The 26589-nt window shown below is 54.9% G+C and carries 26 protein-coding genes; all 26 read right to left on the bottom strand.

Annotation, left to right across the window (positions count from 1 at the left end; genetic code table 11):
• Positions 1-11: 11 nt before the first annotated feature.
• Positions 12-1199 (bottom strand): type II secretion system F family protein, encoded by a 1188-nt coding sequence (locus RDN69_RS00540; RefSeq protein ID WP_273260837.1) that lies wholly within the window; start codon positions 1197-1199, stop codon positions 12-14.
• Positions 1169-2203 carry a type IV pilus twitching motility protein PilT gene (locus RDN69_RS00535; RefSeq protein ID WP_273260835.1) on the bottom strand — a complete coding sequence of 345 codons (1035 nt, stop codon included), beginning with the start codon at positions 2201-2203 and terminating at the stop codon, positions 1169-1171. The genes RDN69_RS00540 and RDN69_RS00535 overlap by 31 nt, the downstream gene beginning before the upstream one ends.
• On the bottom strand, positions 2193-3344 hold the full coding sequence (locus tag RDN69_RS00530; RefSeq protein WP_273260832.1) for a GspE/PulE family protein: 1152 nt from the start codon (positions 3342-3344) through the stop codon (positions 2193-2195). The genes RDN69_RS00535 and RDN69_RS00530 overlap by 11 nt, the downstream gene beginning before the upstream one ends.
• Before the next feature lie 287 nt (positions 3345-3631).
• Positions 3632-4543 carry a protein translocase subunit SecF gene (gene secF / locus RDN69_RS00525; protein ID WP_273260830.1) on the bottom strand — a complete coding sequence of 304 codons (912 nt, stop codon included), beginning with the start codon at positions 4541-4543 and terminating at the stop codon, positions 3632-3634.
• Positions 4540-5766 carry a protein translocase subunit SecD gene (gene secD, locus RDN69_RS00520; protein ID WP_075939015.1) on the bottom strand — a complete coding sequence of 409 codons (1227 nt, stop codon included), beginning with the start codon at positions 5764-5766 and terminating at the stop codon, positions 4540-4542. The genes secF and secD overlap by 4 nt, the downstream gene beginning before the upstream one ends.
• A 23-nt stretch (positions 5767-5789) precedes the next feature.
• Positions 5790-6362, bottom strand: a complete 573-nt coding sequence (locus RDN69_RS00515) for a 5-formyltetrahydrofolate cyclo-ligase (protein WP_273260858.1) — start codon at positions 6360-6362, stop codon at positions 5790-5792.
• Positions 6355-6690: a preprotein translocase subunit YajC gene (gene yajC / locus RDN69_RS00510; protein ID WP_273260828.1), complete on the bottom strand. Its 336-nt coding sequence runs from the start codon at positions 6688-6690 to the stop codon at positions 6355-6357. Before yajC ends, RDN69_RS00515 begins: the two co-directional genes overlap by 8 nt.
• Positions 6691-6777: 87 nt before the next feature.
• Complete coding sequence (gene tgt / locus RDN69_RS00505; protein WP_273260825.1) at positions 6778-7890, bottom strand: tRNA guanosine(34) transglycosylase Tgt; 1113 nt, start codon at positions 7888-7890, stop codon at positions 6778-6780.
• A gap of 7 nt (positions 7891-7897) precedes the next feature.
• The gene (queA, locus tag RDN69_RS00500; protein ID WP_273260823.1) at positions 7898-8914 is read right to left on the bottom strand and encodes a tRNA preQ1(34) S-adenosylmethionine ribosyltransferase-isomerase QueA; all 1017 of its coding nucleotides are present in this window, start codon (positions 8912-8914) and stop codon (positions 7898-7900) included.
• Positions 8915-8928: 14 nt separating this feature from the next.
• A complete protein-coding gene (locus RDN69_RS00495) occupies positions 8929-10281 on the bottom strand; it encodes a SpoIID/LytB domain-containing protein (RefSeq protein WP_273260821.1) in 1353 nt (450 codons plus the stop codon).
• A 3-nt stretch (positions 10282-10284) separates the two neighbouring features.
• A complete protein-coding gene (locus RDN69_RS00490; protein ID WP_273260819.1) occupies positions 10285-10491 on the bottom strand; it encodes a DUF2905 domain-containing protein in 207 nt (68 codons plus the stop codon).
• On the bottom strand, positions 10484-11521 hold the full coding sequence (gene ruvB / locus RDN69_RS00485; RefSeq protein WP_273260817.1) for a Holliday junction branch migration DNA helicase RuvB: 1038 nt from the start codon (positions 11519-11521) through the stop codon (positions 10484-10486). The genes RDN69_RS00490 and ruvB overlap by 8 nt, the downstream gene beginning before the upstream one ends.
• A 2-nt stretch (positions 11522-11523) precedes the next feature.
• Complete coding sequence (gene ruvA, locus RDN69_RS00480; RefSeq protein ID WP_288218091.1) at positions 11524-12180, bottom strand: Holliday junction branch migration protein RuvA; 657 nt, start codon at positions 12178-12180, stop codon at positions 11524-11526.
• A complete protein-coding gene (ruvC, locus tag RDN69_RS00475; RefSeq protein ID WP_288218090.1) occupies positions 12129-12626 on the bottom strand; it encodes a crossover junction endodeoxyribonuclease RuvC in 498 nt (165 codons plus the stop codon). Before ruvC ends, ruvA begins: the two co-directional genes overlap by 52 nt.
• Before the next feature lie 129 nt (positions 12627-12755).
• Positions 12756-13889 carry a peptidoglycan-binding protein gene (locus tag RDN69_RS00470; protein WP_288218089.1) on the bottom strand — a complete coding sequence of 378 codons (1134 nt, stop codon included), beginning with the start codon at positions 13887-13889 and terminating at the stop codon, positions 12756-12758.
• Positions 13890-14159: 270 nt separating this feature from the next.
• Entirely contained in the window at positions 14160-15710 is a 1551-nt protein-coding gene (locus RDN69_RS00465; RefSeq protein ID WP_308530250.1) for an S-layer homology domain-containing protein, read from the bottom strand.
• A gap of 326 nt (positions 15711-16036) precedes the next feature.
• The gene (locus RDN69_RS00460; protein WP_288218088.1) at positions 16037-17560 is read right to left on the bottom strand and encodes a DUF3825 domain-containing protein; all 1524 of its coding nucleotides are present in this window, start codon (positions 17558-17560) and stop codon (positions 16037-16039) included.
• 133 nt (positions 17561-17693) lie between these two features.
• Positions 17694-18482, bottom strand: coding sequence for an ABC transporter ATP-binding protein (locus tag RDN69_RS00455; protein ID WP_288218087.1), 789 nt, complete (start codon positions 18480-18482; stop codon positions 17694-17696).
• Positions 18482-19360, bottom strand: coding sequence for an ABC transporter permease (locus tag RDN69_RS00450; protein ID WP_288218086.1), 879 nt, complete (start codon positions 19358-19360; stop codon positions 18482-18484). The genes RDN69_RS00455 and RDN69_RS00450 overlap by 1 nt, the downstream gene beginning before the upstream one ends.
• 22 nt (positions 19361-19382) lie before the next feature.
• A complete protein-coding gene (locus RDN69_RS00445; protein WP_288218085.1) occupies positions 19383-20378 on the bottom strand; it encodes an ABC transporter substrate-binding protein in 996 nt (331 codons plus the stop codon).
• A 210-nt stretch (positions 20379-20588) separates the two neighbouring features.
• A complete protein-coding gene (locus tag RDN69_RS00440; protein ID WP_288218084.1) occupies positions 20589-21359 on the bottom strand; it encodes a TatD family hydrolase in 771 nt (256 codons plus the stop codon).
• Between the two features lies 1 nt (position 21360).
• Positions 21361-23355, bottom strand: coding sequence for a methionine--tRNA ligase (gene metG / locus RDN69_RS00435; RefSeq protein ID WP_288218083.1), 1995 nt, complete (start codon positions 23353-23355; stop codon positions 21361-21363).
• On the bottom strand, positions 23355-24197 hold the full coding sequence (gene rsmI, locus RDN69_RS00430; protein WP_288218082.1) for a 16S rRNA (cytidine(1402)-2'-O)-methyltransferase: 843 nt from the start codon (positions 24195-24197) through the stop codon (positions 23355-23357). The genes metG and rsmI overlap by 1 nt, the downstream gene beginning before the upstream one ends.
• Positions 24194-24949, bottom strand: coding sequence for a tRNA1(Val) (adenine(37)-N6)-methyltransferase (locus tag RDN69_RS00425; protein ID WP_288218081.1), 756 nt, complete (start codon positions 24947-24949; stop codon positions 24194-24196). Before RDN69_RS00425 ends, rsmI begins: the two co-directional genes overlap by 4 nt.
• A complete protein-coding gene (locus tag RDN69_RS00420) occupies positions 24942-25790 on the bottom strand; it encodes a stage 0 sporulation family protein (protein WP_288218080.1) in 849 nt (282 codons plus the stop codon). Before RDN69_RS00420 ends, RDN69_RS00425 begins: the two co-directional genes overlap by 8 nt.
• A partial coding sequence (locus tag RDN69_RS00415; RefSeq protein ID WP_288218079.1) for a DNA polymerase III subunit delta' occupies positions 25762-26589 on the bottom strand: 828 nt, incomplete at its 5' end. The genes RDN69_RS00420 and RDN69_RS00415, both read right to left, overlap by 29 nt.

The following is a 26589-nucleotide window of genomic DNA, read 5'->3' as shown; positions in this document are numbered from 1 at the left end:
AATCATCCTTTCTACATCGGAGCCGTTACCACATCGATAATCGGCAGCAGAATACTGTACATTAAAAATCCTACCCATAATCCCGTCGCCAACAAAAGCAACGGACCCAACCATGTTTTCAACTGCTCCCAACTGCGCGCGCTTTCCTCTTCGTAATACGTCGCCGTCTCCGCCAAAAGCTCCTCCAAACGTCCGCTTTCCGTGCCCACGCGCACCATGTGAAGATACACCGGCGCGGTGATATCCGCCGCTTGCAGCGCCGTCTCCAACGCGCGGCCGTTGCGCACGGCAGTACGAGCGGTAAGCAAGCGTTCCCGATATAGCGGATTGGTGACCGCCGCCGTTAAGCGTAATGTCTCCGCGAGATCCAAGCCGCTCTTTAACAAAAGCGCCTGTACCTGCGCCATGCGCGCGTATATCGGCGCGCGAAATAAAGTAAAGCGATCCGCTTGACTGGCGATAAACATCTGTCCTCTCGGCGTCATGGCCAACGCTACGATCGTGCCCAAAACCAAAAGTAGAGTGAATGCGATCAGAATGACCTGGGAATGAAACCATTGCGCCGTCGTTAGTACCGTTTGCGTCACCGCCGACGGTTGCGCGCCGAGATCGGCGAACAGATTCGCGAAGGTCGGCAAAATCCAAATCACGGAAATCCCGCCGACCAGCAGACCCGCCAGCATCACCAGCAACGGATAGCTGTACGCTTCCCGGCGCAAGCGTTGCAGTTTCAACTGATTGCGGTAGTAGAGCGAAGCGTATGTTAAATTTTCCGCCAGCACACCGGCTGCTTCGCCCGCTTCTACCAGCGCGATCAGTAACGGCGGGAAAGCGTGCGCTGTTTGCAAGGCTTGCCGCAACGTGTCACCCGTCTCCACCGCCGCGCTGACATCGGTCAGCGCTTGTTGCAAGCGGGGCGGACCCGTTTCACTCAGCAAGCGCAGCGCCGTCAGCACGTCAATCCCGGCGCGCAACAATGTCGCCCACTGTTGTGTAAAAAGCGCCAAGGTGCGCGCGCCGAGTTTTCGTTGCGAAATTTGTTCCCATGCATTGCCGCGGCGCAAACGAACCACATACCAGGAACGCGCGCGTAGCAACTCTGCCGCGTCGGCTTCCGAGGCGCTTTCAATCCAGCCCGTGCGCCGCAAATGTTGCGCTTCATCCAATGCTATATAGTGGTATCGCTGCATTGTCGCCATTGCTCCTCAAGATCGTCTTTTTCATCGTCGGAAAGCACTTGCCGCGCGCGTTGCAGCGCTTGCGTAAATGTTTGCGCCTGCACACCGCCCGTTTGCAAATAACCGTTCAATTGCGCCTCTTTGCCGTCACGCACCAGACGTGACAAAGCCGGCGTCCACCACGCGTACGAACGCAATAATACGCGGCACGCGCCGACCGGCAGCAGGCGTTGCGCGACAGCCAACCGCAATGTCGAGGCGATTTGGTAACGCACTTGCGTTTGCGCCGCCGCGGGAAACGCGTGCACCAGCCGCCCGATCATGGCGGGCAGCGTTGCACTATGCACGGTGGCTAACACGAGATGGCCGGTTTCCGCCGCCGTCAACGCCGCGTGAATCGTCTCCGGGTGACGCAATTCACCGATGACCAACACATCCGGGTCAGCTCGCAATGCTTCCCACACGCCGCTCGTAAAATCCGCCACGTCCGTGCCGACAGCGCGTTGACGAATCAGACAGCGGCCGGCAGGTAAATATAATTCCGGCGGATCTTCCAGCGTAATCACGTGCCGCGAAAACCGTTCATTCATCTGCGCCAAAACATGTAATAGCGCCGTCGTTTTGCCGCTGCCGGTCGCGCCGCCGATCAGCACCAAACCCTCATTTAACGCGGCGGCATCCGCCAAAAGCGCCGGATCGGGATCCTTCGGTAAATCGTCCAAACCGTACAAAATGCGCACACCGGCGCAAAGTTTATCTCCGGCGAAAAAGAAAGAAAAACGCAACGGTCGATGTTCACGGCAAACAATATCAAGATGACGTTCGGAACGCAGGATGGTTTGCTCATCCGTTGTTAAAAAATGAGCGCACCAGGCATCCCACGCCGCCTCGTTGAGGATCTCTCCGCTGTTTTCCAGTCGTCCTTCCCGCCGATAATAAATCGGCTCTCCCGGCGTCAAATGAATATCACTCGCCTGGCGTTGCAACGCCTGAGCCAACCAATCGGCCTGCCCATCAGTTCGCAAAAAAAGCCGCCTCCTCTACGCCTACCTCGCCTTTCGCAATCCGTTCGCGAACCTGCTGCGCGAGCGGGAACCGCGTCAGACTGCCGCACAACGAGCGTAACCTCGGAATACCTTCCGGCAACGCCAGTTGATTTTTAATGCTCTCATCCAACGTCAACATTTCAAAAATACCCGTCCGCCCGGAATAACCGGTCGCGTGACATCGCTCGCAACCGCCGCGCGTAAACAAGGCGCTATCGGTGCTCTCCTCAGCCCACGGCGCAACGCCGCGGTAGGGTTGTTTGCACGCGGGACATAAAAGACGCAGCAAGCGTTGCGAAATCACCAGCGTCAACGACGCCGCCACCAGGTACGGCGCGATTCCCATTTCCACAAAACGCAGCGGTATTTCCGCCGCCGTATTGGCGTGCATCGAAGACAACACCAGGTGCCCTGTCAGCGCCGCGCGAATCGCAATTTCCGCCGTTTCGCGGTCGCGAATTTCGCCGACGGCGATCACATCGGGATCTTGGCGCAAAATACTGCGCAGACCTTTGGCGAATGTGAGTCCGCTTTGCTCATTTACCTGCACCTGATTCACGCCGGGCAAATGATATTCAATCGGATCTTCAATCGAGACCAAATTGCGCGCGCTGTCGTTCAAAAAGGCTAGCGCCGCCGCCAGCGTGGTGCTTTTGCCCGTTCCCGTCGCGCCGGCAACCACAATCAATCCCGCGCTGCGTCGCAATTCACGAACCAACAGCGACTGCGCCGCCGGCAACAGCCCGAGCCTTTCCAATTGCGGCACAAATAGCGGATTGCCTAAAATTCTGACCACTATTTTTTCACCATAAAAAACCGGTAACGAGGAAATACGTAAATCATATTTCCTGTTACCGGTTTCAAAAGTGCAACTGCCGTCTAAGGGCAATCGTTTTTCCGCCATGTTCATATGCGCCAGCGCTTTGATATAATTCGCCACGGAGGGCGCAAAAGTCCCGGGGAGTTGCGTTGTTTCCCAAAGTTTGCCGTGAATGCGAAAACGCACGCGCAGCCCGTTTTCCTGCGGTTCAAAATGCACATCGCTCGCGCCGTCAGCCACTGCTTGCGTCAATAACGCCTGCACCGCTGTCTTAGGGCTTGCCATCTCCTGCGCCGCCATGTTGTCGCTGCTCCTTTATTCTCAACATAAATTTTTATTTATTACATTTTTTATACTAGGCTTGCGAAAATCAAAAGTCAAGTAAATTTTGCGGCGGCTGCCGCGCTTTGCGCCACTGTTCGACGAACCGAAAAAAGACGCCCGCGGGCGTCTTTTTTCAGTTCCATGCGGCCGCGCTCAACAGCATGATAAAAAGCACGGCGAAAAGTTTTATTTTTATTTCCCTGTTTCACTTATCAAGTTTTACAAAATAAAAAGATCCCGGAAACCCGGGATCTTTTTTCACGTTACGCGTTTTTCGTGCGTACGCTGTGATGTTTCTTGCCGTCATAATTGCGCCATACCACCCACAGCGAGGTAGCGATGCACAGAGACGAGTACGCGCCGCTGATGAAGCCCACCAGCATGACGAGCGCGAAGTTTTTCGTGGTTTCGCCGCCGAAGAAATACAGCGAGCCGACCGCGAACAAAACGGTCGTCAATGTGTAGAAACTGCGCGTGATACTTTGCTTAATACTGTCGTTCGCGAGCGTTTCGTACGAATCCGTTTTGCGATGCGTGCGCAAGTTTTCGCGGACGCGGTCGAAAATAACGACCGATTCGTTCATCGAGTAACCGATAACCGTCAAAATCGCCGCCAGGAACGACGCGTCAATTTCCAGCTGGAACAATGCGAATGTGCCCAGCACGACTAAAATATCGTGCGTAATCGCGATGATACAGGAAATGCCGATCCGGTATTCAAAACGATAGGAGATGTACGCGATCAACGCGGCGAAAGCGACCAGCAAATTGATCAGCGCGTGTTCGGTCACTTCCGAACCGATGACCGCGCCGACGGATTCGATGCGTTTCACATCGACATCACCCAATTTTTGTTGCACATGAGCCACGACCGTATTCGTTTCTTCCGCCGACAGGTTATGCGTGCGAATCATCACATCGTGACCCGATTCGCTGTCGACATTGCCGGAAAGCTGAATCGTGCTGGCGCCGAGACCGTCGTCGGTAACCGCCTCACGCACTTGCGCGACCGTCACGGGCTGCGCGAAATTCAGGTCGATAATCGTGCCGCCGGTGAAATCAATGCCCCAGTTGAAACCGAACACCGCAATCGCGATGATGCAGGGAATGACAAGCAGGGTCGAGAACGTAAACCAAATTTTACGATAGCTGACTAAGTTCCAATTCCAATTCATTTGGCATAGCCCCCTTTCCGCGCTCCGAAGAGCCAGGGATTATGCACAATATTGGCGTTGATGAGCATCATCAGCAAGGTTCGACTGACGGTAATCGCCGTGAACATGCTGACGAGCACGCCCAAACCGAGCGTAATCGCGAAACCTTTAATCGTGCCGCTGCCCAAAACGAACAGGATCAGCGCGGTAATCATAACCGTCATATTCGCGTCGAAAATCGTCGCGAACGCGCGTTTGAAACCGGCCTGAATCGCCAAGCGCAATACTTTACCGGCCGCGATTTCTTCCTTAAAGCGTTCGAAAATCAAAATGTTCGCGTCGACCGCCATACCGATGGAAAGAATGATACCAGCGATGCCCGGCAGGGTCAGTGTCGCATGCAGTAATTTCAAAATCAGAAGCAACAGCAACACATAAACGAGCAACGCCACATTGGCGATAAACCCGTTCACGCGATAAATCAAAAGCATGAAAAGAGTGATCAACGAAAGGCCGATCGCGAAGGCCATGACGCTCTTATCTTTGGAGTCCTGACCGAGCGACGGACCGACGGTGCGAACCTCCATAACGTCGACTTTAACCGGCAACGCGCCGCTGCGCAAAAGAATCGCCAAGTCTTTGGCTTCTTCCAGCGAACGGTTACCGGTGATGACCGCTTTACCGCCTAAAATCGGCTCGTTCACGACCGGATTCGTCAAGACTTCGCCGTCCAATACGATCGCGATATGACGGCCGACATTTTGCGTCGTCAGTTCGCCGAATTTTTTCGCGCCCTGATCGTTGAATTCGATCGCGACCAAAGGCTTATTTCCCTGTCCCAATTCTTCTTTCGCGGTCGCCAGATCTTCACCCGAAAGGCGGACATTGCCGTCCTCGTCTTTGAACTGCAGAATCGCCGTCTTGCCGATCGTTTTGATCGCCTGTTCCGGATCGCGTTCGCCCGGCAGTTCGATGATGATACGGCGCGAACCTTCACGCTGAATGATCGGTTCGGTCAAACCCATTTCATTGATACGACGTTCCATGATCTTGACGACCTGTTCCACGTCCTGATCGGTAACGACGTGTTCGGGCATGTCTTTCGCTTCCAGCACGATATGCGTGCCGCCTTGCAGATCCAAGCCCTGTTTGATCGATCCCGCCAAGTCGCCCACTTTGAAAGCAAAGAGGCCGACGATGACGGCGATCGCCAATAAAAATTTTAATAACTCATTGATACGCAAAACTTATTCTCCCTCCCCGCCGGTCACCTCGCGGTGTACCGAGCGGTCTCCGTGACTACCGCATCTACCGTTACGTCGTTCGGCGTAAGCGGAATCTGCGTGACGAGAAAGGCCTCGGCGCAAATACCGAGCGTCTTTGCATTTGTATGTGCCAGCCAGCGATCATAATAGCCGCCGCCCATGCCCAGGCGCGCGCCGTCGCGCGTGAACGCGAGTCCGGGAACCAACACAAGGTCGAATTCATCCGGATCGATCACGGCCGTTGCGCGCGGTTCGCGAATCCCCCACCGGTTCAGCGCCAGATCTTCCCATGAAGTCAGCTCGACCGCGTCCATGATGCCGAACGTGGCCGTGAGTTTCGGCACGGCGACGGTTTTCCCTTGGGCGAGCGCGGCGCGGAGCACCGAGTCAATATTGATTTCCTGCGGCATCGCCAAATATCCGAAAACAACGTTCGCGTCACGAAACATCGCGGAATCCGTGATGCGCTCACAAATGGCGCGGCTGACGGAAGCGGGCTCGAAGTGTTGCCGTTTTTCCAAAAGAGGACGGCGCAACGCTTTTTTCCGCGCTTGCGCCGCTGTCATTTCAGGCATCACGGTCAGCCGCTTCCTGCTCTGCTTCAACTTCTTTAGCGACCGGTTCTTCTTCTTCTTCCGATTGGAATTTATGAATCGCCGCTTTGGCTACTTTGATTTCCACTTTCGGGGCGATCTGTAAAAGGACCCATTCGTTTTTAATCGCCTTAACGGTACCATACAGTCCGCCGACGGTAATCACCTTGCTGTTGCGACCGAGACGTTGCAAAAACAGCTTGCGTTCGGACTTCTCCCGTTTCTGCGGGCGATACAGTAAGAAATAAAAGATGGCGATCATCAATAAAAACGGCCATGCGGCATTAATTAACGGCATAAATTGTTGCACATTTGCACCCCCTTAATCGTATTGTATCTTATCCTATTTATTTTATCATATTCAAAGGCTCTGCGAAAATTTTACGCGCATCTTTTTCTAGCGCTGCCATTGCGCCCAGAAATCGCGTTGAAAATCGCTGAACCGATCTTCCAAAATCGCTTCCCGCAAACCGCGCATGAAACGCTGCAGGAAATGGATATTGTGCACGGAAAGCAGACGGAACGCGAAAATTTCTTCCGCTTTGTACAAGTGACGAATGTACGCCCGCGTATAATGACGGCACGCGTAGCAGTCGCATTCTGCGTCCAGCGGCGAAAAATCGCGCTCAAACTGTTTATTTTTAATATTCAGCCGGCCCGTTTTCAACATCGCCATGCCGTTACGCGCGACGCGCGTCGGATAGACGCAGTCGAACATGTCGACGCTGCGCGCCACTCCCTCCACGAGACAATCCGGCGTGCCCACGCCCATCAGGTAGCGCGCCTTATCGCGCGGCATCAGATGCGTCGTGTAGTCCAACATTTCATACATCAAGTCATGCGGCTCGCCTACGCTTAAGCCGCCGATCGCGAAACCGTCAAAGGGAAGCGCCGTGATCTCCCGCGCGCTTTGCGCCCGCAGATCTCGATACATGCCGCCCTGAATAATCCCGAACATGCCTTGCGCCGGATGCTCATGCACTTCCAGACAACGTTTCGCCCAACGCGTCGTGCGTTCCGTCGACTGTTTGGCGTACTCGTAGTCTGCCGGATACGGGATGCATTCATCAAAGGCCATCGCGATATCCGCGCCGAGATCCATCTGCGCGCGCGTCGCCACTTCCGGCGACAAAAATTGCTTGGATCCGTCGATATGGGAACGGAAATACACGCCTTCCTCTTTGATCTTGCGCATCGCGCCCAGGCTGAATACCTGGAACCCGCCGCTGTCGGTGAGCATCGCGCGCGGCCACTTCATAAACTGATGCAGGCCCCCGGCCGCTTTAATCAATTCCGTACCGGGACGCAAAAATAAATGATACGTGTTGCTTAAAATAATGCCCGCGCCGGTTTCCGCCACTTCCTCCGGTGACAATGTTTTGACCGTCGCCTGCGTGCCCACCGGCATGAACATCGGCGTGTCAAAACTTCCGTGCGGCGTATGAATGCGGCCGGCGCGAGCGCCGGTTTGCGCGTCTTCATGCACTAATTCATAGGTAATAACTGCCATATCGCACCTACCGTATCCACATGGCGTCGCCGAAACTGAAGAACCGATACTTCGCCGCGACCGCTTCCCGGTAAGCGGCGAACACATGGTCTTTACCGGCAAACGCGGAAATCATCATCAAAAGCGTCGACTGCGGCAAATGGAAATTAGTCACCATCGCGTCGACGATTTTAAACTCATACCCCGGATAAATAAAAAGCTCCGTCGCGTCGCGGCCCGCTTTCACAACGCCGCTTTGCCCCGCCGCCTCCAGCGTGCGCACCGACGTCGTGCCGACCGCGACGATCCGCCGTCCGGCGCGTTTCGCCTCATTGATCAGCTGCGCCGTTTCTTCACTCACGTTATACGTTTCCGAATGCATATGATGCGCTTCGATCTGCGTCACCGAAACCGGCCGAAATGTGCCCAGTCCGACATCCAACGTGACATAGCAAACGGTCGCGCCGCGCGCGGCGATTTCTTTCATTACTTCCGGCGTGAAATGCAATCCCGCCGTCGGCGCCGCCGCCGAACCCGGCGTTTTGCTGTACACCGTCTGGTACCGTTCCCGATCCTGCAAGCGTTCATGAATATACGGCGGCAACGGCATTTCGCCGATTTCGTCCAAACGTGCATAAAAATCGCCGTCATAGGTGAACTTCAAAACGCGTCCGCCAAACTCCGTGCGATCTTCCACCGTCGCCGTCACGCCGGCGTCAAAGGTAAGCGCCGTGCCCGGCAACGCTTTTTTGCCCGGCCGCACCAACACTTCCCAACGGTCTTCGCCCAACGGATGCAGCAGCAGGACTTCCACCCTGCCGCCCGTCGGCCGTTTACCGTAAAGCCGCGCCGGAATGACGCGCGTATTATTAAAAACCCACACGTCATCGGGGCGCACGTCTGCTAAAATATCCCGAAATGTTCCCTGTTTCGTAGCGCCCGTTTGACGATCCAACGTGAGCAGTCGCGACGTGTCACGCGGCTCGACCGGAGTTTGCGCGATCAGCTCCTCCGGCAAATCATAATTAAATTCACTGACGTTCATATCTGACCTTCGTTTCAATACATTTTTTCAATGGTGACACCCGTATAGAAGTGCCGTAAAATATTCCGATAATGATGCGGATCACGCGGTTTCTGCTGCGCCATGATTTGCGCGCCCCATTGGGACATGCCGACGCCGTGGCCATACCCGTAACCGATGATTTTCAAGCGATCCTTTTTACTGCCTTTGACGATATCAAACATCGTGCTGCGCAAGTCGAACATCTGCTGAAAACGGTTGCCGCTGATCGCCACCGCCTGTTTTTTACCGGCGATCTGCAAGGTGCGGACGCGCCCCGAAACGGTTCGGTCAAACGCTTTCACCGGCGCTTTTTTCAGCTTGGATAATTTAATATTTTTAATTTTACCGACATCTTTACCGTAGGCCGCCAGCGCGCGCTCCAAATCGGCGAGCGAAATTTCTTTTTCCCAGCGTTGTTTGGTAAAATCGTTCATCGGTTCACTGACCGCGCGCAAGTAGGGCACGAAATTATCCCAGACATTTTCACTGTCTTCCGTGTAGCCGCCCGAATGCGCGCAAAATACCGCGTCAATCGGTTCGCCTTTGTACAAAATCACTTCGCCCGCCGTATCATTGACGGCCCGCGTGGATTCCGGAGCTTCCGCCGCGACGCCGCCGTACACTTGCGAAACGATAGTGTCGTAGACGTCAAAACCTTGCGACGCGTAATTATTTTTATGATTGAGCGCGTACGTGCGAGCCGCCACCGCTTGCGCCCGCAACGCGTTCGGCTCCCACGACGCCGACATTTCACGCGGCACGACGCCGTAGAGATACTCTTCCATGCCGACTTCGTTGATCACCGTCACGCCGTCATGTCCCGGCGTCCGAATCAATTTCAGCGCGCCACGGTATTCGTTGCCGTCCACCGCGACCAGCGCGAAGCCTTCCGGTCGGATATACACCGTTTCGCCGACTTTTTTGCCGTCGAGCGTAATGGATTTCGCGCTCACGCCGATGCGCAAGGTGTCGCCCTTGCTGAATGTTTTCCATTTTTGCGTGCCGTTATACACCGTGTACGCGCCGTTGATGCTCACTTTCGGTGAGCGCGCGTTGCGCATCAGACCGACCAGCACGACCGGTTCATTTTCCGTAATCGGTAAAACTTGTCGGAGATCGCCCCGTCTGTCTTTCGCTTCTGCCCGAGGCGACGTTGGCGTCTTGTAACGTCCCATCTTCACTTTCGCCGGCTTTTTCACCGGCACTCCCTTAATCACGCGCGTGCTTTGCGTACGCGAACGCGCGCCCGGCGAACCTTTCACGCCCGCCGCGTCCACAGTCGCCGCCGTGCCCAAAAGAAGCGCTCCCGTCAAAATAACCGCGCAGCATTGCTGCCATCGAACCATAATTCACCGCCTTGTAAATAACTGCAAGACAAGCGTCAGAACGACCGAAAGTAAAATCGATGTTCCGAGCGGAAAATAAAAAGTAGTATTGCCTTTCGTAAATGAAATATCTCCCGGCAATTTGCCCAGCGGTAAAAAGTGCCCGCCGAATTGCATGCACGCGCCGACCAAAAGCAACACGGCGCCGAGGATCATCAGCATTTTACCCATGACGCGCCTCAAACAAATCGCCGTCCGCTGTCTGTCGCGGCATGGCGATGCCCAGATGCGCGTACGCCGCCGCCGTCGCCACGCGACCGCGCGGTGTGCGATGCAAAAATCCGTTTTGCATCAGGTACGGTTCGTACACATCTTCGATCGTCGCCGTTTCTTCACTCACCGCGGCCGCGATGGTGTCAAGCCCGACCGGACCGCCGCCGAACTGACGAATAATCGTCGCGAGAACCTTGCGGTCAATCGCGTCCAAACCGGCATGATCGACTTCCATCGCCGCCAGCGCCAAATCGGCAATCTCTGACGTGATGACGCCGTCCGCCTTTACCTGCGCGAAATCGCGCACGCGTTTCAGCAGGCGGTTCGCGATACGCGGCGTGCCGCGCGAACGCCGAGCGATTTCCGACGCCCCCTCCGGCGCCATTTCAATCCCCAATAATTGCGCCGAGCGCGTAATGATTTTTTCGATTTCCGCGGGTTGGTAGTATTCCAGGCGATGAATCACGCCGAAACGATCGCGCAACGGCGCCGCCAACGCGCCCGCGCGCGTCGTCGCGCCCACCAGCGTGAACGGCGGCAAATCGATGCGAACCGATTTCGCGCCCGGACCTTTACCGATCAAAATATCCAACGCGAAATCTTCCAGCGCCGGATATAAAATCTCTTCCACGCTGCGGGAAAGGCGATGAATTTCATCAATAAACAGTACGTCGCCGGTTTCCAAATTGGTCAGCAACGCCGCCAAATCGCCGGGACGTTCAATCGCCGGACCGCTCGTGATCCTAAGCGGCACATCCATTTCGTTGGCGATCACGCCCGCCAGCGTCGTTTTGCCGAGCCCCGGCGGACCGTATAAAAGCACGTGATCCAAAGGTTCGCCGCGCTGTTTCGCCGCCGCGATATATACTTCCAAATTGCGCTTGAGCGTTTCCTGCCCGATATAATCGGTCAAGTGCCGCGGCCGCAACGATTGTTGCCAACCGTCGCCGGGCGTTTCCTCGCGCGCGATAATCCGTTCGTCTTCCATCGTCATCCTCTTTCTTTACCGAGTTGCGCCAACACCGCGCGCAGCAAACGGTCCGTTTGCGGGTACTGCGCCGCCAGCTTTTCCGCCGCGCCGCGCACTTCCTGTTCCGTATAACCGAGACCCACCAGCGCCTGCACCGTTTCCGCCACCGGTCCCGTCGCGCTTTGCGCGGTCGCGACGTCTTCCGGCCAATCCACTGACGCGCCCGACGCCGCGGGTACTTTGTCTTTCAATTCCAACACCAGACGTTCCGCCGATTTTTTACCGATGCCCGGCAACTTCATCAGCACCGCTTTATTGCGAATCCGAATCGCTTCAAAAAAAGCCTCCGGCGCGATCGCGGAAACAATGCCGATGGCGACTTTCGGGCCTACGCCCGATACCGTAATCAGCATGGTAAATAAATCATATTCCGCTTCGCTCGCGAATCCGTACAGCAACAACGCGTCTTCGCGCACCTGCAGATAGGTATACAGCGTCACCGTCTCACCGAGCCCCACCGCCTCGCGAGTGGAGGCGGGAAGGCGTAACCGATACCCGATGCCGCCGACATCCAATAAACACCAATCGAGTTCCAGACGCGTAATTTTTCCATGTAAATAACCGATCATTTGGGCAACCCCCAGCGTTCCGCCTGCCGTTCCTGTAATAATGTGCAAATCGCGATCGCGAGCGCGTCCGCCGCGTCATCCGGTGAAATTTTTTCACGAATGCCGAGCAAACGCATCGTCATCACAATCATTTGATGCTTGGTCGCGCGCCCGTAACCCACGATCCCCTGCTTCACCTGCAAGGGCGTGTATTCCGAAACCGGCAACCCCGCCAGCCGCGCCGCCAGCAAAATCACGCCGCGCGCTTGCGCCACCGTGATGGCCGTCGTCACATTTTTATTAAAAAATAACTCTTCTACGCCCACGCGGTCCGGCTGATATTTTTCAATCAAGTCGACAAGACCTTGGTAGAGAGTCGTCAGGCGATCGGGCATCGGCGTATGCGCCGGCGTTGTCAGCACACCGTAGTCGATGACTTGCAACCGACTGCCGTTACGCTCCACGACGCCGAAACCGCAGATCGCCGTCCCCGGATCAATCCCTAAAACACGCATGATTTCACACCTTTATCCATATTTCTTTTATTATAGCATACCCGCTGTTTTAAAATGCTTGCGGATCACCGCGCCGCCGCGTCTCACTTAAAACAATAAAAAAGAGCCGTCCGCAGACGACTCTCTTTTTTATTTGCCGTGCCCTTTTTTAATTAGATACACCGTGACGTCGCGCCGTCCCCACTGTATCGCCTCATCATACGACTCCATCGCGACATCAATCGTTTTGCCTCGGATCGCGCCGCCGATATCATCCGCCAACGCGTAACCGTAGCCTTCCACGTACAATAACGAGCCCAGCGGAATCAAGCTCGGATCCACCGCGACATGCCCGCGCGAAAGCAAACTGCCTCGCGCCGTATGTGATCCCGTGCCGCCGTCTTGCGAAGAATACGCCGACGCGTGCATCGTCCATTTATGCAAATATTTTGACGGCGCGGGCATCAGTTTCGCCGATTCGTTCCAGAAAAATTCGTCCGCGACGCCGTTCGCCGTTACGCCGTGACTCTTTTGCCAATCCTGCAACGCGCTTCGCGTCGCGCCGCCGAACGCCGCGTCAATAATCCCGACATCGTAACCGTTTTGCACTAAACGACTTTGCAAAAGTCGCACATGTTTACCCGAGTCGCCCTGCTGCAAACCGATTTTATCGGCGGAGCGAGACGATTTTTTCACCATTTGCGCCTTGTCGCGACTACGTTTCGCCGCGGGTTTCGCGTTTGTCGCGCGCTCCCGCATGCCTTTCACCGCGCCGCGCGAGATGGCGATATCCCGTCCGCGCGTGAGTAATGACCAAGTTTTTTCATCCATCGCGCCGATCACTTCCAAGCCGTGCTCCCGCTGAAACGCTTGCACCGCTTTGGTAAGTTGCTCTCCGTACACGCCGTCGGACGCGCCGACCTCATATCCTTCCGCGGCGAACAATTGCTGCAAAGTGACAATATCTCCGCCCAAATTGCCGGGGGCGTACAAAATGCCGCCACCGTCGCGCGGCGCGTCCGTCTCCGCCAAGCGCGTCAACATCGTTTCATCGGCTTGACCGGTAACGGGAAGTCCCTGATCGCGTTGGTATAAGCGCAACGCTTTTTCCGTCGTCGAGCCGAACACGCCGTCGGCTTCCCGCGCTAGGTAACCTTCTTCGATCAAGGCCTCTTGCAAACTCTGCACCGCGTCTCCCGCGTCGCCTTTTTGCATCGCCCACGCCGCGGTGCTCGCGCCGCAAAGGCAAAGACAGAAAACAAGTCCCGCTATGATTCGTCTCAATTCGTCACCACCTTAACTTTTACTATTTTACTATGCACGTCAATTTTCTGTCAAAACTATGCCGGCATGATCTTTTTTTGTCCTATGGTTTCATCTATTGGAAATAGTAAAAGAAGGCATGACGTCACATGCCAACGCGATCGGAGATTGACAGACGGCGCGGCAGCGTGAAACGGCATGCTGTGATGTGCCTCGCCATCTTCCACGGCAATTTCGGCAACAAAAAAAGATGGCGGAAAACCGCCATCTTTTTGGATTGCTTTGTTCCGATCAGAACTTGTAGGACAATTGTACTTTGGTGAGGTCGTCGAGGTCAGCGCCGTCTTTGGTTTCCGCGCTGAATGTGCGGAGACCTTCGAGTTTGACGTTTTCAGCAACGACTACGCCGAAACCCGCGCCCCAGGATTCGGTGTTGTTCAAGTAGCTCGAAGTACGGAGCGAACCCGTGCCGCCGAGGTAGGAACCCGGTTCCGCGTCAACATAGTCAACGAAGATGTTGAAGCTGCCCGGTTTTTTCAGGTTCGTATGACCGAAGTCAACGCGAGCGGTCCAGAATTCAGCGTCGTCACGATCTTTCCAGCCAACGTTGAAGTAGTCGCCGGAGAGAGCGAAGTCTTCGTTCAGACCGAAGATCGCGCCCGCGCCCCAGATGTCATCCAGGCCGGCTGCGTCAACTTTGTCGCCGTTCGGAGCGATGTACGTGCCGAGAATACGGAAGTTGCTGCCATTGTAGCCCAAAGTGGCGTAGGTCATTTCTACCGACTTCGGATTGTCCATGAGATCTTTGTAATACCCTACATATTCGTCATACGCAGTCTTCGCTTCATTGTAAGTCGATTCTACAGAATCTTTTTGCAGCTTCGCATTATCAAATTGCGTCTTAGCATTGGCTTCGATAGTTTTCGCTCTATCCAATGCTTTCTGGTTTGCGTCCGATTTGTCCGCATCATATTCAGCCTGCGCTTTAGCCGTCGCTTTCTGTGCAAATTCATAAGCGTCTTTCGTCAAAGCGAGGTTGTGATCCGCGATTTCATTGGCTTCTTTCGACGCGTCAAACTGATCTTTCAACTGAGCTGCCATTTCTTCGTATTGAGCAGGTTGCGGCAGTTTCATTTCTTTCGCATAACCGTAGCCGACGGAAGCGGTTACTTCATCGGTCGCTTTGTATTGGAGACGAACGCCGTCGAAAGTGTCATCGTACCAGTAGCCGGTCGCGCCGAATTTTTCGCCGTAACGACCGCCGGTCAGGTGCAGACCGTCGCTCAGTTCATGGTCAATATACAAGCGGTCGAGATCCAAGTCCGGATCTTCTTTGTCGCTGTCAAAACCGAAGTTACCCGAGGTAATGCGAGCGGTTGCTGTGGTCTTGTCCGCTACTTTCGCATTAAACTGGAGGCGGGCGCGCATATCGAAGTTGTCGTCATCGCCGTCATCTACCCAGCGAACACGAGCGTCACCGGTCACTTTTACGTTGCCGACGCGGTTTTCCAAGTTGGAAACGCGTACGCCAAGGCTGTTCAATTCGTTCGCGAATTCGTCAGCCAAGCGGTTCAATTGCGCCTGCTGTTCCGCGTTCAACTGATCCTGTTTTACCATCGCGCGAGCGACCATCTGCGCCATTTCATAGCGGGTGATGTTCTGCTGGCCTTTGAATTCTCCATCCGGATATCCTTCGACTACGCCTTCAGCGGCGAGTTGGGATACTGCCTGGTAAGCCCAGTCGTTCGGAGTTACATCCGAGAACGGATTCGGGGCCGCGAATGCTGTCGTTGCGCCGAGGACGCAAGCAGCTGCCAATACTGTTGCCAATTTTTTGTTCATAATTGACACTCTCCTTTGAGTTCAAAATTTCGACAGAAAGTTTTCAGAGTGTCGCGGTGCGAGTGACCTGGTTTCCTCTACCCTCGACTCTGCCAGCAGCGTCTGTCGTCTCGCTTACTGTGTTTACATCGTACCATTTGGAAAACGCGAAATCAAGCGATTTGCAAGGGTTTTTAGCCATTTTGAAAACTTTTAATTTTATTCTAGTACCAATGTCAATTTCTATTTTTACGCTCATTTTTTAATATTTAGCCCGATCCGCCGCGCGGCGGAAAGAAAAAGCCTCTCAGCTCGTGACAAGATGAGAGGCTAAATTAAAATGTGTTTTAGTTTTCTTCATTCGCGGCGAGATAGGCTTTCATCAGCCAAAGGCTGTCGATCGGTCGCACGATACGCGCGTCAACGTACGCCATTTTCGGAGTCAACAGCGTGTGCGCCTGATAATTTCCCGCCGGCGTAATGCCTACGACCAGCGCGCCGTAAGCGATGTCGTCATCACGGAAACGGTACAAGGGAAGGATGACGCTCATCGTGTTTTTGCCGGGATAATAGACGGGAATGGCGATGGCGGGGTTTTGATCCACGCGGTCGCGCGCGACTTTCACATGCTCTTCCAAACGGTCGAGCAGGCGATTTTGCCATTCCTCATGCTCGGCTACCAATGTGCCGAGTTTATAATTTTGCTGCGCAACGCCTTCGCGGTCGCCCTGCTCTTGCAAGCGACGACGCTGCACGAGGATATTTTTCAACGGCGATTTGGTCTCGCGATCGCTTTCGTCAATCAGCGTGTCTTCGGGCAAACGTCCCGCGTTGGCGATCACGATATGCTGGAAGTCGACATCCAGCTCCGTATCGCGGCCGATCTGCTGCAAGCGCGGGTCGAGCGCGTAGTCCGCTTTCTCCGGAAATTCGACGAATTTTTCGCTGAGAATTTTGCCGTCGCCCGTGCCGCGAATGCAGAACGCGCGATAGACCCATTCCTGACGGTAACCGGATTCGCGCGCGAATAAGGCGTAGATCTCGTTATCCCGATTATCGACGAGGCCGGTGTTAAAAGCGGCGTAGCGGTTATCCAGGGAGTAGACGATTTTGTTCTCGGTCTGCAGACGGTAAAACGTATAGTTTATATAGCTCGCCAAGCTGGCATTGTGCGTATCGTTGGAAAAATACCATGGCTCGCTCTTCATCATCTTATATAAGTCGTTATAAAACTCAACTTCCGCGCCGAGCCAGGCGAATTGCCGCAACGCGACGTTCGGGCCGACCTCTTCACCGCCGGGCGCGCCGCCCGCGATTTCCGGCGGCAACGCGTCGACGATGCGATGCGCCGTTTTCACCGAATTATTTTTCGCTATTTTCTTCGCCGCTCCGTTGCTTTCCGCCGACGTGACGTTATTTTGCTTCGCCGACGATTTCGGTGAGCGGTTGACCGTCTCCGGTTGGTTCGACGGCACTTGAATGACCCGTTGCGTCGTGGGCGTCAATGTTTTGGCGAGTTTGCCGTTTTTCGCGCGCGCGGGTTTACGCCGTTCCTTTTTGACTTCGCCTGTCGTCGCCGCTTCCGTTTCATTGACTTCGCTTAAATACCAAATCCACTGCGGATTTTTCTCGCGGTAGGAGTCGGCGTTGGGAATGTAACGAACCGCGACCGCCTTGCCGGTGACGCTGGGGCGATTCAGCAGGTACGCGACTTCCTCATCCTTCCGTTCAGTGAGAGTGCCGTTTTCGCGAGCGCTGAGGTAACTTTCTTCGAGTAAATTATAATAGTCTATTCTTTCGTTACCGTAGAGCTTGCGCAAACGATTCCAACTGGTGGAGGGAATGCAGGCTTTGTTTTTAATTCCTGCCACAGGACACCTCCTTATCTGTGTATACCCGTTTATTATAGCATACGGGCCGCGTTTTTTACTACGCATGCGATATCGCGCGACCGTCGCCGAAAAATGATTGCGCGACAAAAAAGAGCGTCGATCGACGCTCTTTTTATGCTAGTACCATGCTGTCGCTGAACGACGCCGCGGTTTCTTCAAATTTTTGCAATACGTCGGTGACGGTAAGGCTCTCTTTCTCCGCGCCTTTCACGTCCCAAATAATGCGTCCCTGATGCATCATGATCAGACGATTGCCCAGCCGCAAGGCGTCGCGCATATTGTGGGTGATCATCAGCGTGGTGAGTTGATGCTCCCGCACGATGCGATCGGTGAGCGCCAATACTTTCGCCGCCGTTTTCGGATCCAACGCGGCGGTCGGTTCGTCCAAAAGCAAGAGTTTCGGACGTTGCAAGGTCGCCATCAATAAGGTGACGGCCTGGCGTTGTCCGCCCGACAAAAGTTCCATGCGCGTGAACAGACGATCTTCCAAACCCAGACCCAGCGTCGCCAAAAGTTCACGATAATGCGCCCGCTTGTCATTGCTGAACGCCCAACGCAGAGACAGCGGCAAACCTCGTTTCGCCGCGAGTATTAAATTTTCTTCCACCATCATGCCGCCCGCCGTGCCTTGCAGCGGGTCTTGAAACACGCGACCGATGTAGCGCGCGCGACGATGCTCCGAACAGGCGGTCACATCGCGACCGTCGATGATGATTTGTCCGTCATCGACCGGAAACGCGCCGGCGATCGCGTTCAAAAGGGTGGATTTGCCCGCGCCGTTGCCGCCGATCATCGTGCAGAAGTCGCCGGGTTGTAAATGCAAGTCGCAACCGTTTAACGCGACTTTCGCATTGACCGAGCCGGGGAAAAATGTTTTTTTGAGGTTCGTCACATGAAGCATCAGGCACCTCGCTTCCCGGCCGACCATTGTTTTTGCACCAACGGCAAGGCCAACGCCAACGCCACCAAAACAGCGGTAAACAGTTTCAAATCGTTCGGCGGCATGCCCATGTACAAGACAACCGCGATCACGATGCGATACATAATCGAACCCAAAACAACGGAGCAAAGACTGTTTTTAAAACTGGAACGGCCGAAGAGCACTTCGCCGATGATGACGGCCGCCAGACCGATCACGATGGTGCCGATGCCCATACCGACATCGGCGAAGCCCTGACTTTGCGCGACAAAAGCGCCGCAAAGCGCGACCAACGCGTTACTCAACAACATGCCCAACACGATCATGCCGTCCGTATTGACGCCGAGCGCGCGAATCATGCGCGGATTATTGCCCGTCGCGCGAATCGCCGTGCCGAGTTCGGTGCCGAAAAACCAATACAGCAGCAAGCCGAAACCGACGGCCAACGCGAGCCCAGTCAGAAACGGTGTCCACATCGTCGGCGCGAAGCCGCCGGCTAAGTCAGTGAACACCGTGCGCGCGCGCAATAAAGAAATATTCGCTTTCCCCATGACATGCAAATTCACGGAGTAAAGCGCGATCATCGTTAAAATACCGGCCAAAAGCGCGGGGATTTTCAGTTTCGTATGCAAGAGCGCGGTGACCGTACCGGCCGCGGCGCCCGCCGCGAGTGACAAGAGCAGCGCCGTCCAGGGAGAGCCGCCGCCCGCGATCCACATCGCCGCGACCGCCGCGCCGAGAGGAAACGTTCCCTCCACGGAAAGGTCGGCGATGTCCAATACCCGAAATGTCAAAAATACGCCGAGCGCCAGGAGCGACCAAATCAATCCCTGCGCTAAAGTGGCTACGAGTAAACTCAACTTCGTTCTCCTTCCCGCGTTCCTATACTTCCGTGAAACCGATATCCGTCGGCACGGTAACGCCCAACAATTCCGCCTGCGCGCGGTTCAGCACGGGAACGAGTTCCGTTTGCGTTTCAATCGGCATCGTTTCCGGTTTCGCTTCGCCTTTGAGAATCTGCGCGCCCATCATGCCCGCCCGCAAACCGAGCTTGTAGTAATCTACGGAAACTGACGCCAGCGCGCCGTTTTTCACGTGCGCGATCTCCGCGCCGTAAACGGGAATGTTCTTTTCGTTCGTCACCGCGATCAACGCCGGTAACGCGGACGCCACCACATTATCCGTCGGCACGTATACCGCGTCGACTTCGCCCGTCATCTGCTGCGCGGTCTGCGGGATGTCGTTCACCGACGCCACCGTAAATTTTTTCACGGTCATGCCCAGCGCTTGCGCCGCCGGCTCTAATGCCTGCACCTGCAGTTCGGAGTTGACCTCGCCCGCGTTATAAATGACGCCCAGCGTTTTGACCTGCGGCGTCAATTTCCGCATCAGATCCAATTGCGCTTTCAAGTCGGTGCGGTCGCCGGTGCCGGTCACATTCGTTTGCGGTTTCGACTCGTCTTTGACAAGTCCCGCCGCCGCGAAATCCGTCACCGCCGTCGCCACCACCGGTATTTCATGCGTGGCATTCGCTACCGCTTGCGCCGCCGGCGTGGCCACCGCGTAAATTAATTGTTTTTTGCTAAATAAAAAATGCCGCACAATCGTATCCAAGTTAGACTGATCGCCTTGAGCGTTTTGGCTCTCCAGCGTATAATCAGTGCCCGCTTTCAGCCCCGCCTGCGCCATGCCGTCAGCAATGCCGCGAGCCGCTTCATCGAGCGCCGGATGCTGCACAATCTGCACCAATCCGACCGAATACGGTGTACCGCTTTGTTTATGTTCGACGGTCGCTCCACATCCCGCGAGCACGCCGCACAATAGTATGCCTGCCAATCCTACCCATGCTGCTTTTTTGAGACGGTTTTTTTCCATCATTCTCATCCTTCCCTGCTACTCTGCTACGAATACTGCCATCTTACCCATGCTGCCATCTTGCCTATGCTACAATGCGCTATCTGTCAAAAGATAGTTGAACAGTATTTTACAAGAAATAATGAAAAAAGTCCAGCATTTAATCGCGTGTTTTCCGCAAAAATTCATTCACGACAGTTTCAGCAAATAAAAAAGAACCCGCGAACGGGTTCTTTAATCGTTGATGCGGTAAATCGTTTTCGCGTTGCGAGAAGTGATTTCGATCATTTCTTCGACCGGCATATCATGCAAACGGGCGAGTTCTTCCGCGACGTAGTACACGCGCGTCGGATCATTGCGCCGACCGCGGAAGGGCGGCGGCGTAAGATAGGGACTGTCCGTTTCGATCAACAGACGATCAAGCGGCAGACGCCGCGCCACATCTTTTAACTTCGTGCTTTTCGGGAACACTACGGTACCGGAAAAGGAAATGTAAAAGCCCAATTTCAATAATTCGGCGGCCATTTCATAACTGCCGCTGTAGCAGTGCAAAATACCGCGCAGACGAGGATGCGCCTCTTCCTGTAAAATCCGCAGGGTGTCGCCGTGCGCGTCGCGATCGTGAATGATGATCGGCAAGTCCAGCTCGATCCCCAACTTCACGAAGCGACGAAAAACTTCCTGCTGAATGTCCCGCGGGCTGTTGTCGTAGTAGTAATCGAGACCGATCTCACCGATGGCGACGACTTTTTTCTCCGTTTGCGCCCATGTTTTGATTTGCGCGAAATCTTCTTCCGTCATCGCCGCGGCCAAGTGCGGATGCACGCCCACCGCGCAATAAAACGCGGGGTATTGTTCCGCCAGCGCCAACGCTTGCGCGCCGGTTTTCCTGTCTTCGGCGGGAATGACCACATGCTCGACCGTTTTCAATACGTCGGCGATCATTTCCTCGCGATCGTACTGAAATTTTTCATCGTAAAGATGGGCATGCGTATCGAACAGCATTTTATTTCACCCGACTCCCGGCCGGCAGATCCGGCAGGAACGGAACATGCAACGCGCCATCTTGCGAACCGGCCAAAATCATGCCCTGCGACAATACGCCGCGCAATTTGACCGGTTTCAAATTGGTCACCACAATCACATGTTTGCCGACCAATTCTTCCGGCTGATAATGCTGCGCGATGCCGCTCACGATGCTGCGTTCTTCATCGCCCAAGGTTACTGTCAAATGCAATAATTTATCCGCTTTCTCCACTTTCTCACAAGCGAGCACTTCCGCGACGCGCAAATCCAATTTCGCGAAATCGTCTATCGTGATCTGCGGTTTTTCGTCCGCGGCCGTTTTCTTGTCGTCTTTGGCGACGGTTGCTTGCTGCGCTTTCGCCGCAGCCGCTTGCGTCGGTTTCGTTTCTTCCGTCAATTTCTTCTCCTCCGTAACAGTGTCCAATTCATGGCGCGGGAATAAAGGTTGCGTTTTATGCACGGTCGTGCCGCTCGGATAGGTTTCCGGCGCCGCTCCGTCAAGGCGCGCGGCGGCGAAATCCGTCAAGCCCAATTGCGCCCACATGTTTTCCGCCGCCTGCGGAATCAGCGGCGTCACCAAAATGGCGACCGTGCGCAGACCGTCGACAAGGTGGTAAAGAACGCTGTCCAAGTCGGCCGGCGCCGAGCCTTTGCTTAATTTCCAAGGTTCTGTCGTATCAATGTATTTATTCAACGCGCGGACATATACCCAAACCGCCTTAAAGGCATCATTCATCGCGAGCTTATCCATGTCCCGCGTATAGCTTGCGACCGTTTCTTGCGCCAGTTTCGTCAACGCCGCGTTGGCGTCAGCGACTACGGCGCCAAGCGGCGCGTCAGTCGCCGTGACGACGCCGTCACGATATTTTTCGACCATTGTCAGCGTACGGTGCAAGAGGTTGCCGAGGTCATTCGCCAAATCCGAATTCGTTTTTTTGATCAAACGTTCGCGGCTGAAATTACCGTCCTGACCGAGCGAAATATCGGTGGCGAGGAAGTAGCGAATCGCGTCCGCTCCGAATTCGTCCAACAGCGGCATCGGATCGACAACGTTGCCGATGCTTTTGCTCATCTTCACGCCGTCGACGATCAGCCAACCGTGGCCGTACACTTTTTTCGGCAAGGGCAGGCCGAGGCTCATCAGCATGATCGGCCAGATAATGGCGTGGAAACGCACGATTTCTTTACCTACCAAATGCAGATCCGCCGGCCAATACTGCTCGAATTTTTCCGGCGCGTCGAGGTAGCCGATACCGGTCAAATAGTTGACGAGCGCGTCAAACCATACGTAAACGACATGTTTATGGTCAAAGGGTACGGGGATGCCCCAATCGAAACTCGAACGCGACACGCTCAAATCTTCCAGACCGCTTTTCACGAATTCAATCATTTCATGACGGCGCGACGCCGGCTGAATGAAATCCGGATTTTCTTCGATGAATTGCAACCAGCGATCCGCGTAATTGCTCATTCGGAAGAAATAGCTTTCCTCCTTGACGAGTTCGACAGGACGGCCGCAATCGGGACAGGTATAATCCGGGCCCAATTTATTTTCCGGCCAAAACGTTTCGTCGGGCGTGCAATACCAGCCTTCGTACTGCGATTTATAGATATCGCCTTTATCATAGGCTTTTTGGAACAGCGCCTGCACCACTTCCGCATGGCGTTTTTCCGTCGTGCGGACAAAATCATCGTTGGTAATATTCAGTTTTTTCCACAGCTTTTGGAAACCGGCCACGATATGATCGACGTAGGCTTGCGGCGTCACACCCGCTTCTTCGGCTTTGCGTTGAATTTTTTGACCGTGTTCATCCGAGCCCGTCAGGAAAAACACGTCTTCGCCTTTCAAGCGGTGGTACCGCGCCAAGACATCGGCGAGCGTTGTGCAGTAGGTGTGACCGATATGTAATTGCGCGCTCGGATAGTAAATCGGCGTCGTTATATAAAAAGTCGGTTTCTTATGGGCTTGTTCCATTAATTAGCCTCTTTCTGTAAAGATAAACAATGGGAATATACTTCACGGCGGGAAACGCCCGCCTGCTCCGCGACGGCTTTACACGCCGCACTGTATTTTATACCTTGCGCCACCAATTCGGCAACGGCTCGGGGCCATGATTCTTTCGCCAGCGCTTCTTTTTCCGCAGGCTCCGCGCCGGCGATCATGATGACGAATTCGCCGCGCGGCGCTTTCATATCCGCGTGCTCTCTGAGTTGCGCCAGCGACCCGCGATAAAAGGTTTCAAATTTTTTCGTAAGTTCGCGCGCGATGACTGCCGAACGATCGCCCAGCGTCGCTTGCAAAACGGCGAGCGTTTCTCCCAGCCGATGCGGCGCTTCATAAAAGAGCAAGGTGGCGGGTTCGTCCGTAAGCGTCGCCAACAGCACCTCGCGTTTCGCTTTCGTGCGCGGCAAAAAGCCGATGAAGCGAAATGTTTTCGTATCTAAGCCGGAGGCGATCAAGGCCGTTAACGCGGCATTCGCGCCGGGCAGCGGCACGATCGTAATACCGGCCGCCACCGCCCGCTCCACCAAATCGCTCCCCGGATCGGCGATCGCCGGCATGCCGGCGTCACTCACCTGCGCGATGTCTTCGCCCGCCAAAAGACGCTCGATCAGTTTCGGACCGGCGGTATCTTTATTGTGCTCATGGTAAGAAAAAAGCGGCGTCGTAATTTCATAATGGCTGCATAAAAGTCGGGTATGACGGGTGTCTTCGCACGCGATCAGCGCCACGTCCCGCAACGTCGCGACGGCGCGATACGTCATATCCTGCAAATTGCCGATAGGTGTCGGCACTAAGTATAATGTACCTTTCAATCGGCAACTTCCTTTCCGTATAAACGTAAAATATCCGGCGTATAGTCGCCGTGATCATTGTGCACAAAAAGCGGCGGCAAAACGGTACAGTCGGCGCGGCCGTTCATGCGCGCCTCCAGCAGCACCAACTTCGCCGGCAAGCCCTGCCGACTGTGCACAAACTGCAAGCGCTTGACGGCAAGTTTCGCCGCTTCCAAGGCCGCGCACCATTCCGCCGTTCGATCGGCGCGTTGCACGAGCGCAAACCGCCCGCCGTAACGCAGTAAGTACGCGGCGGTCGCGATGACATCCTGTTTCGTAGCCGTCGTTTCATGTCGCGCCGCGGCAACCCCCGTCAACTGCGAGCGATCGCCGCCACCGAGCGCGCGATACGGCGGATTGCAAATGACGAGATCGGCGCTGTTGGCGGGAAATAATTCCCGATGACGGCGATAATCCGCTTCGCGCACTTTAATTTGCGCCGCGCGGCCGTTCCCCGCCACATTGCGGCGGGCGATATCCGCCAGCACCGGATTTAACTCCACCGCGGTAATGTCCCGCGCGCCGCGGCTCGTGAGCAAGAGCGCGAGCACCCCCGTGCCCGTGCCCAGATCCCAAACGCGATCGGCCTTTTTGAGGCTCGCGAATTGCGCCAAAAGAACCGAGTCCAGTGAAAAGCAAAATTCATCCGGACGCTGGATAATTTTCATGCCGTCACGAATTAAATCGTCCAGCCGTTCGCTCGGACGCAGGATGAAATCGGTGCTAGCCACGAACCTCTCGCACCTCGTCCCAACTCCACTCGGCCCGACGCTGATTCTCCATCTGCACACTGACCGTGCGTTTGTTCATATTGACCCGTTGTACTTTGCCGCGGCCTTCCGGCGTGTCGACATTTTTACCGACGCGCGGCGCCGCCGACTGTTTTTGTTGCTTATGCGGGCAACTGCAGGTCTTGCACAGTTCGCCGCCTTTTTTATACATATCGTTTTCGTAACGCAGGCAGCACATCAAGCGGCCGCACGCGCCGGACACTTTCGTCGGATTGAGCGAGAGTCCTTGGTTTTTCGCCATACGAATGGACACCGAAGAAAATTCTCCGAGCCATGCCGCGCAGCAATACTCCCGACCGCAAGGTCCGATACCGTTCAACTCTTTCGCCTCATCGCGCACACCGACTTGTCGCAGCTCGATGCGCGTATGGAAAACGGACGCCAAATCGCGCACCAATTCACGGAAATCGACGCGCCCGTCAGCGGTAAAGAAGAAAACGATTTTATTCATATCGAACGCGTATTCGACATTGATCAGCTTCATCGGCAAACCGTGACGCTTGATTTTCTCTTTGCAGATGACAAACGCGCGCGCCTGCCGTTCTTTATTTTGTTGTACCTGTTTCAAATCCTGCGGGGTCGCTAAACGCAGCACCGGTTTCAACGGCGCGGCGATCTCTTCCTCCCGCACGTCGCGCGGACCGATGACAACGCGTCCGTATTCTTTTCCCCAGGCTGTTTCCACAATAATTTCATCATCGGGCACAACGGTCAGTTTCCGCGGATCAAAATAATAAATCTTGCCGGCCTGCTTAAAGCGTACTCCTACTACGGTTGGCATGGCGGCTCCTTTCTACCAATGTATTCAGTTCTAAGATCACCATATCGCCGATCAGCTTAGTCGCGATATTCAATTCGTTGGCTCGCAACGCCTCGCGCAAAATCGGCGTGACCTCTAAAATCGTTGTCGCATCCCAATCGGCGGCTATTTTTCGCAACCGATTTTCGACAAAAGGCAGTCGTAAAAGCGTTACATTATCCGTCGTAATGAGAATCGCCAAGTCATGCGCGACCCATTCCAGCCAGTGAATGTACACTGCCAAGTCCGCGCGTTCATGCGCCTGCCATAATGCGCTCAAATCGAGGTACGGCGTGGAACTTGCGCCGAGTGTTTCAAAAAACGTAAGCGCCGCATCGGCGCTTGCTTTCAAATCGCCCTGCAACAGCGCGACGGCCAGACCCGGATTTCCTTCGGAGACGGCGAAAAGCATTTGCGCCTCTTTGGCGGAACGTTTTTGCGTCGCGAGCCACGCCGCAAATGTCTGCGCATCGTACGCGGCAAAAGCGTACCGAACGACGCGCGAACGAATGGTCGGCAAAAGTCCGGTATTACTTTGCGCAAGCAAAATAAAATACGTATTTTCCGGCGGCTCTTCCAAGGTTTTCAAAAGCGCATTCGCCGCCGCGACGTTCAAACGGTCCGCGGCCTGCAAAACTACTACGCGCGCGCCCGCATGAGTGCGGCTGAGCGCCTTTTCCACCGCGCGAATCTGGCCGATTTTAATTTCGCTTCCCTGCGGGGAAACGCTGAAAAAATCCGCTTCATCCGCGAGATAAAACGCGTCTTTCGGTAATTCGTC

The organism is uncultured Negativicoccus sp. (assembly GCF_902480485.1).
Lineage (GTDB): Bacteria > Bacillota > Negativicutes > Veillonellales > Negativicoccaceae > Negativicoccus > Negativicoccus succinicivorans.
This window is presented reverse-complemented; position numbering and strand designations above follow the sequence as displayed.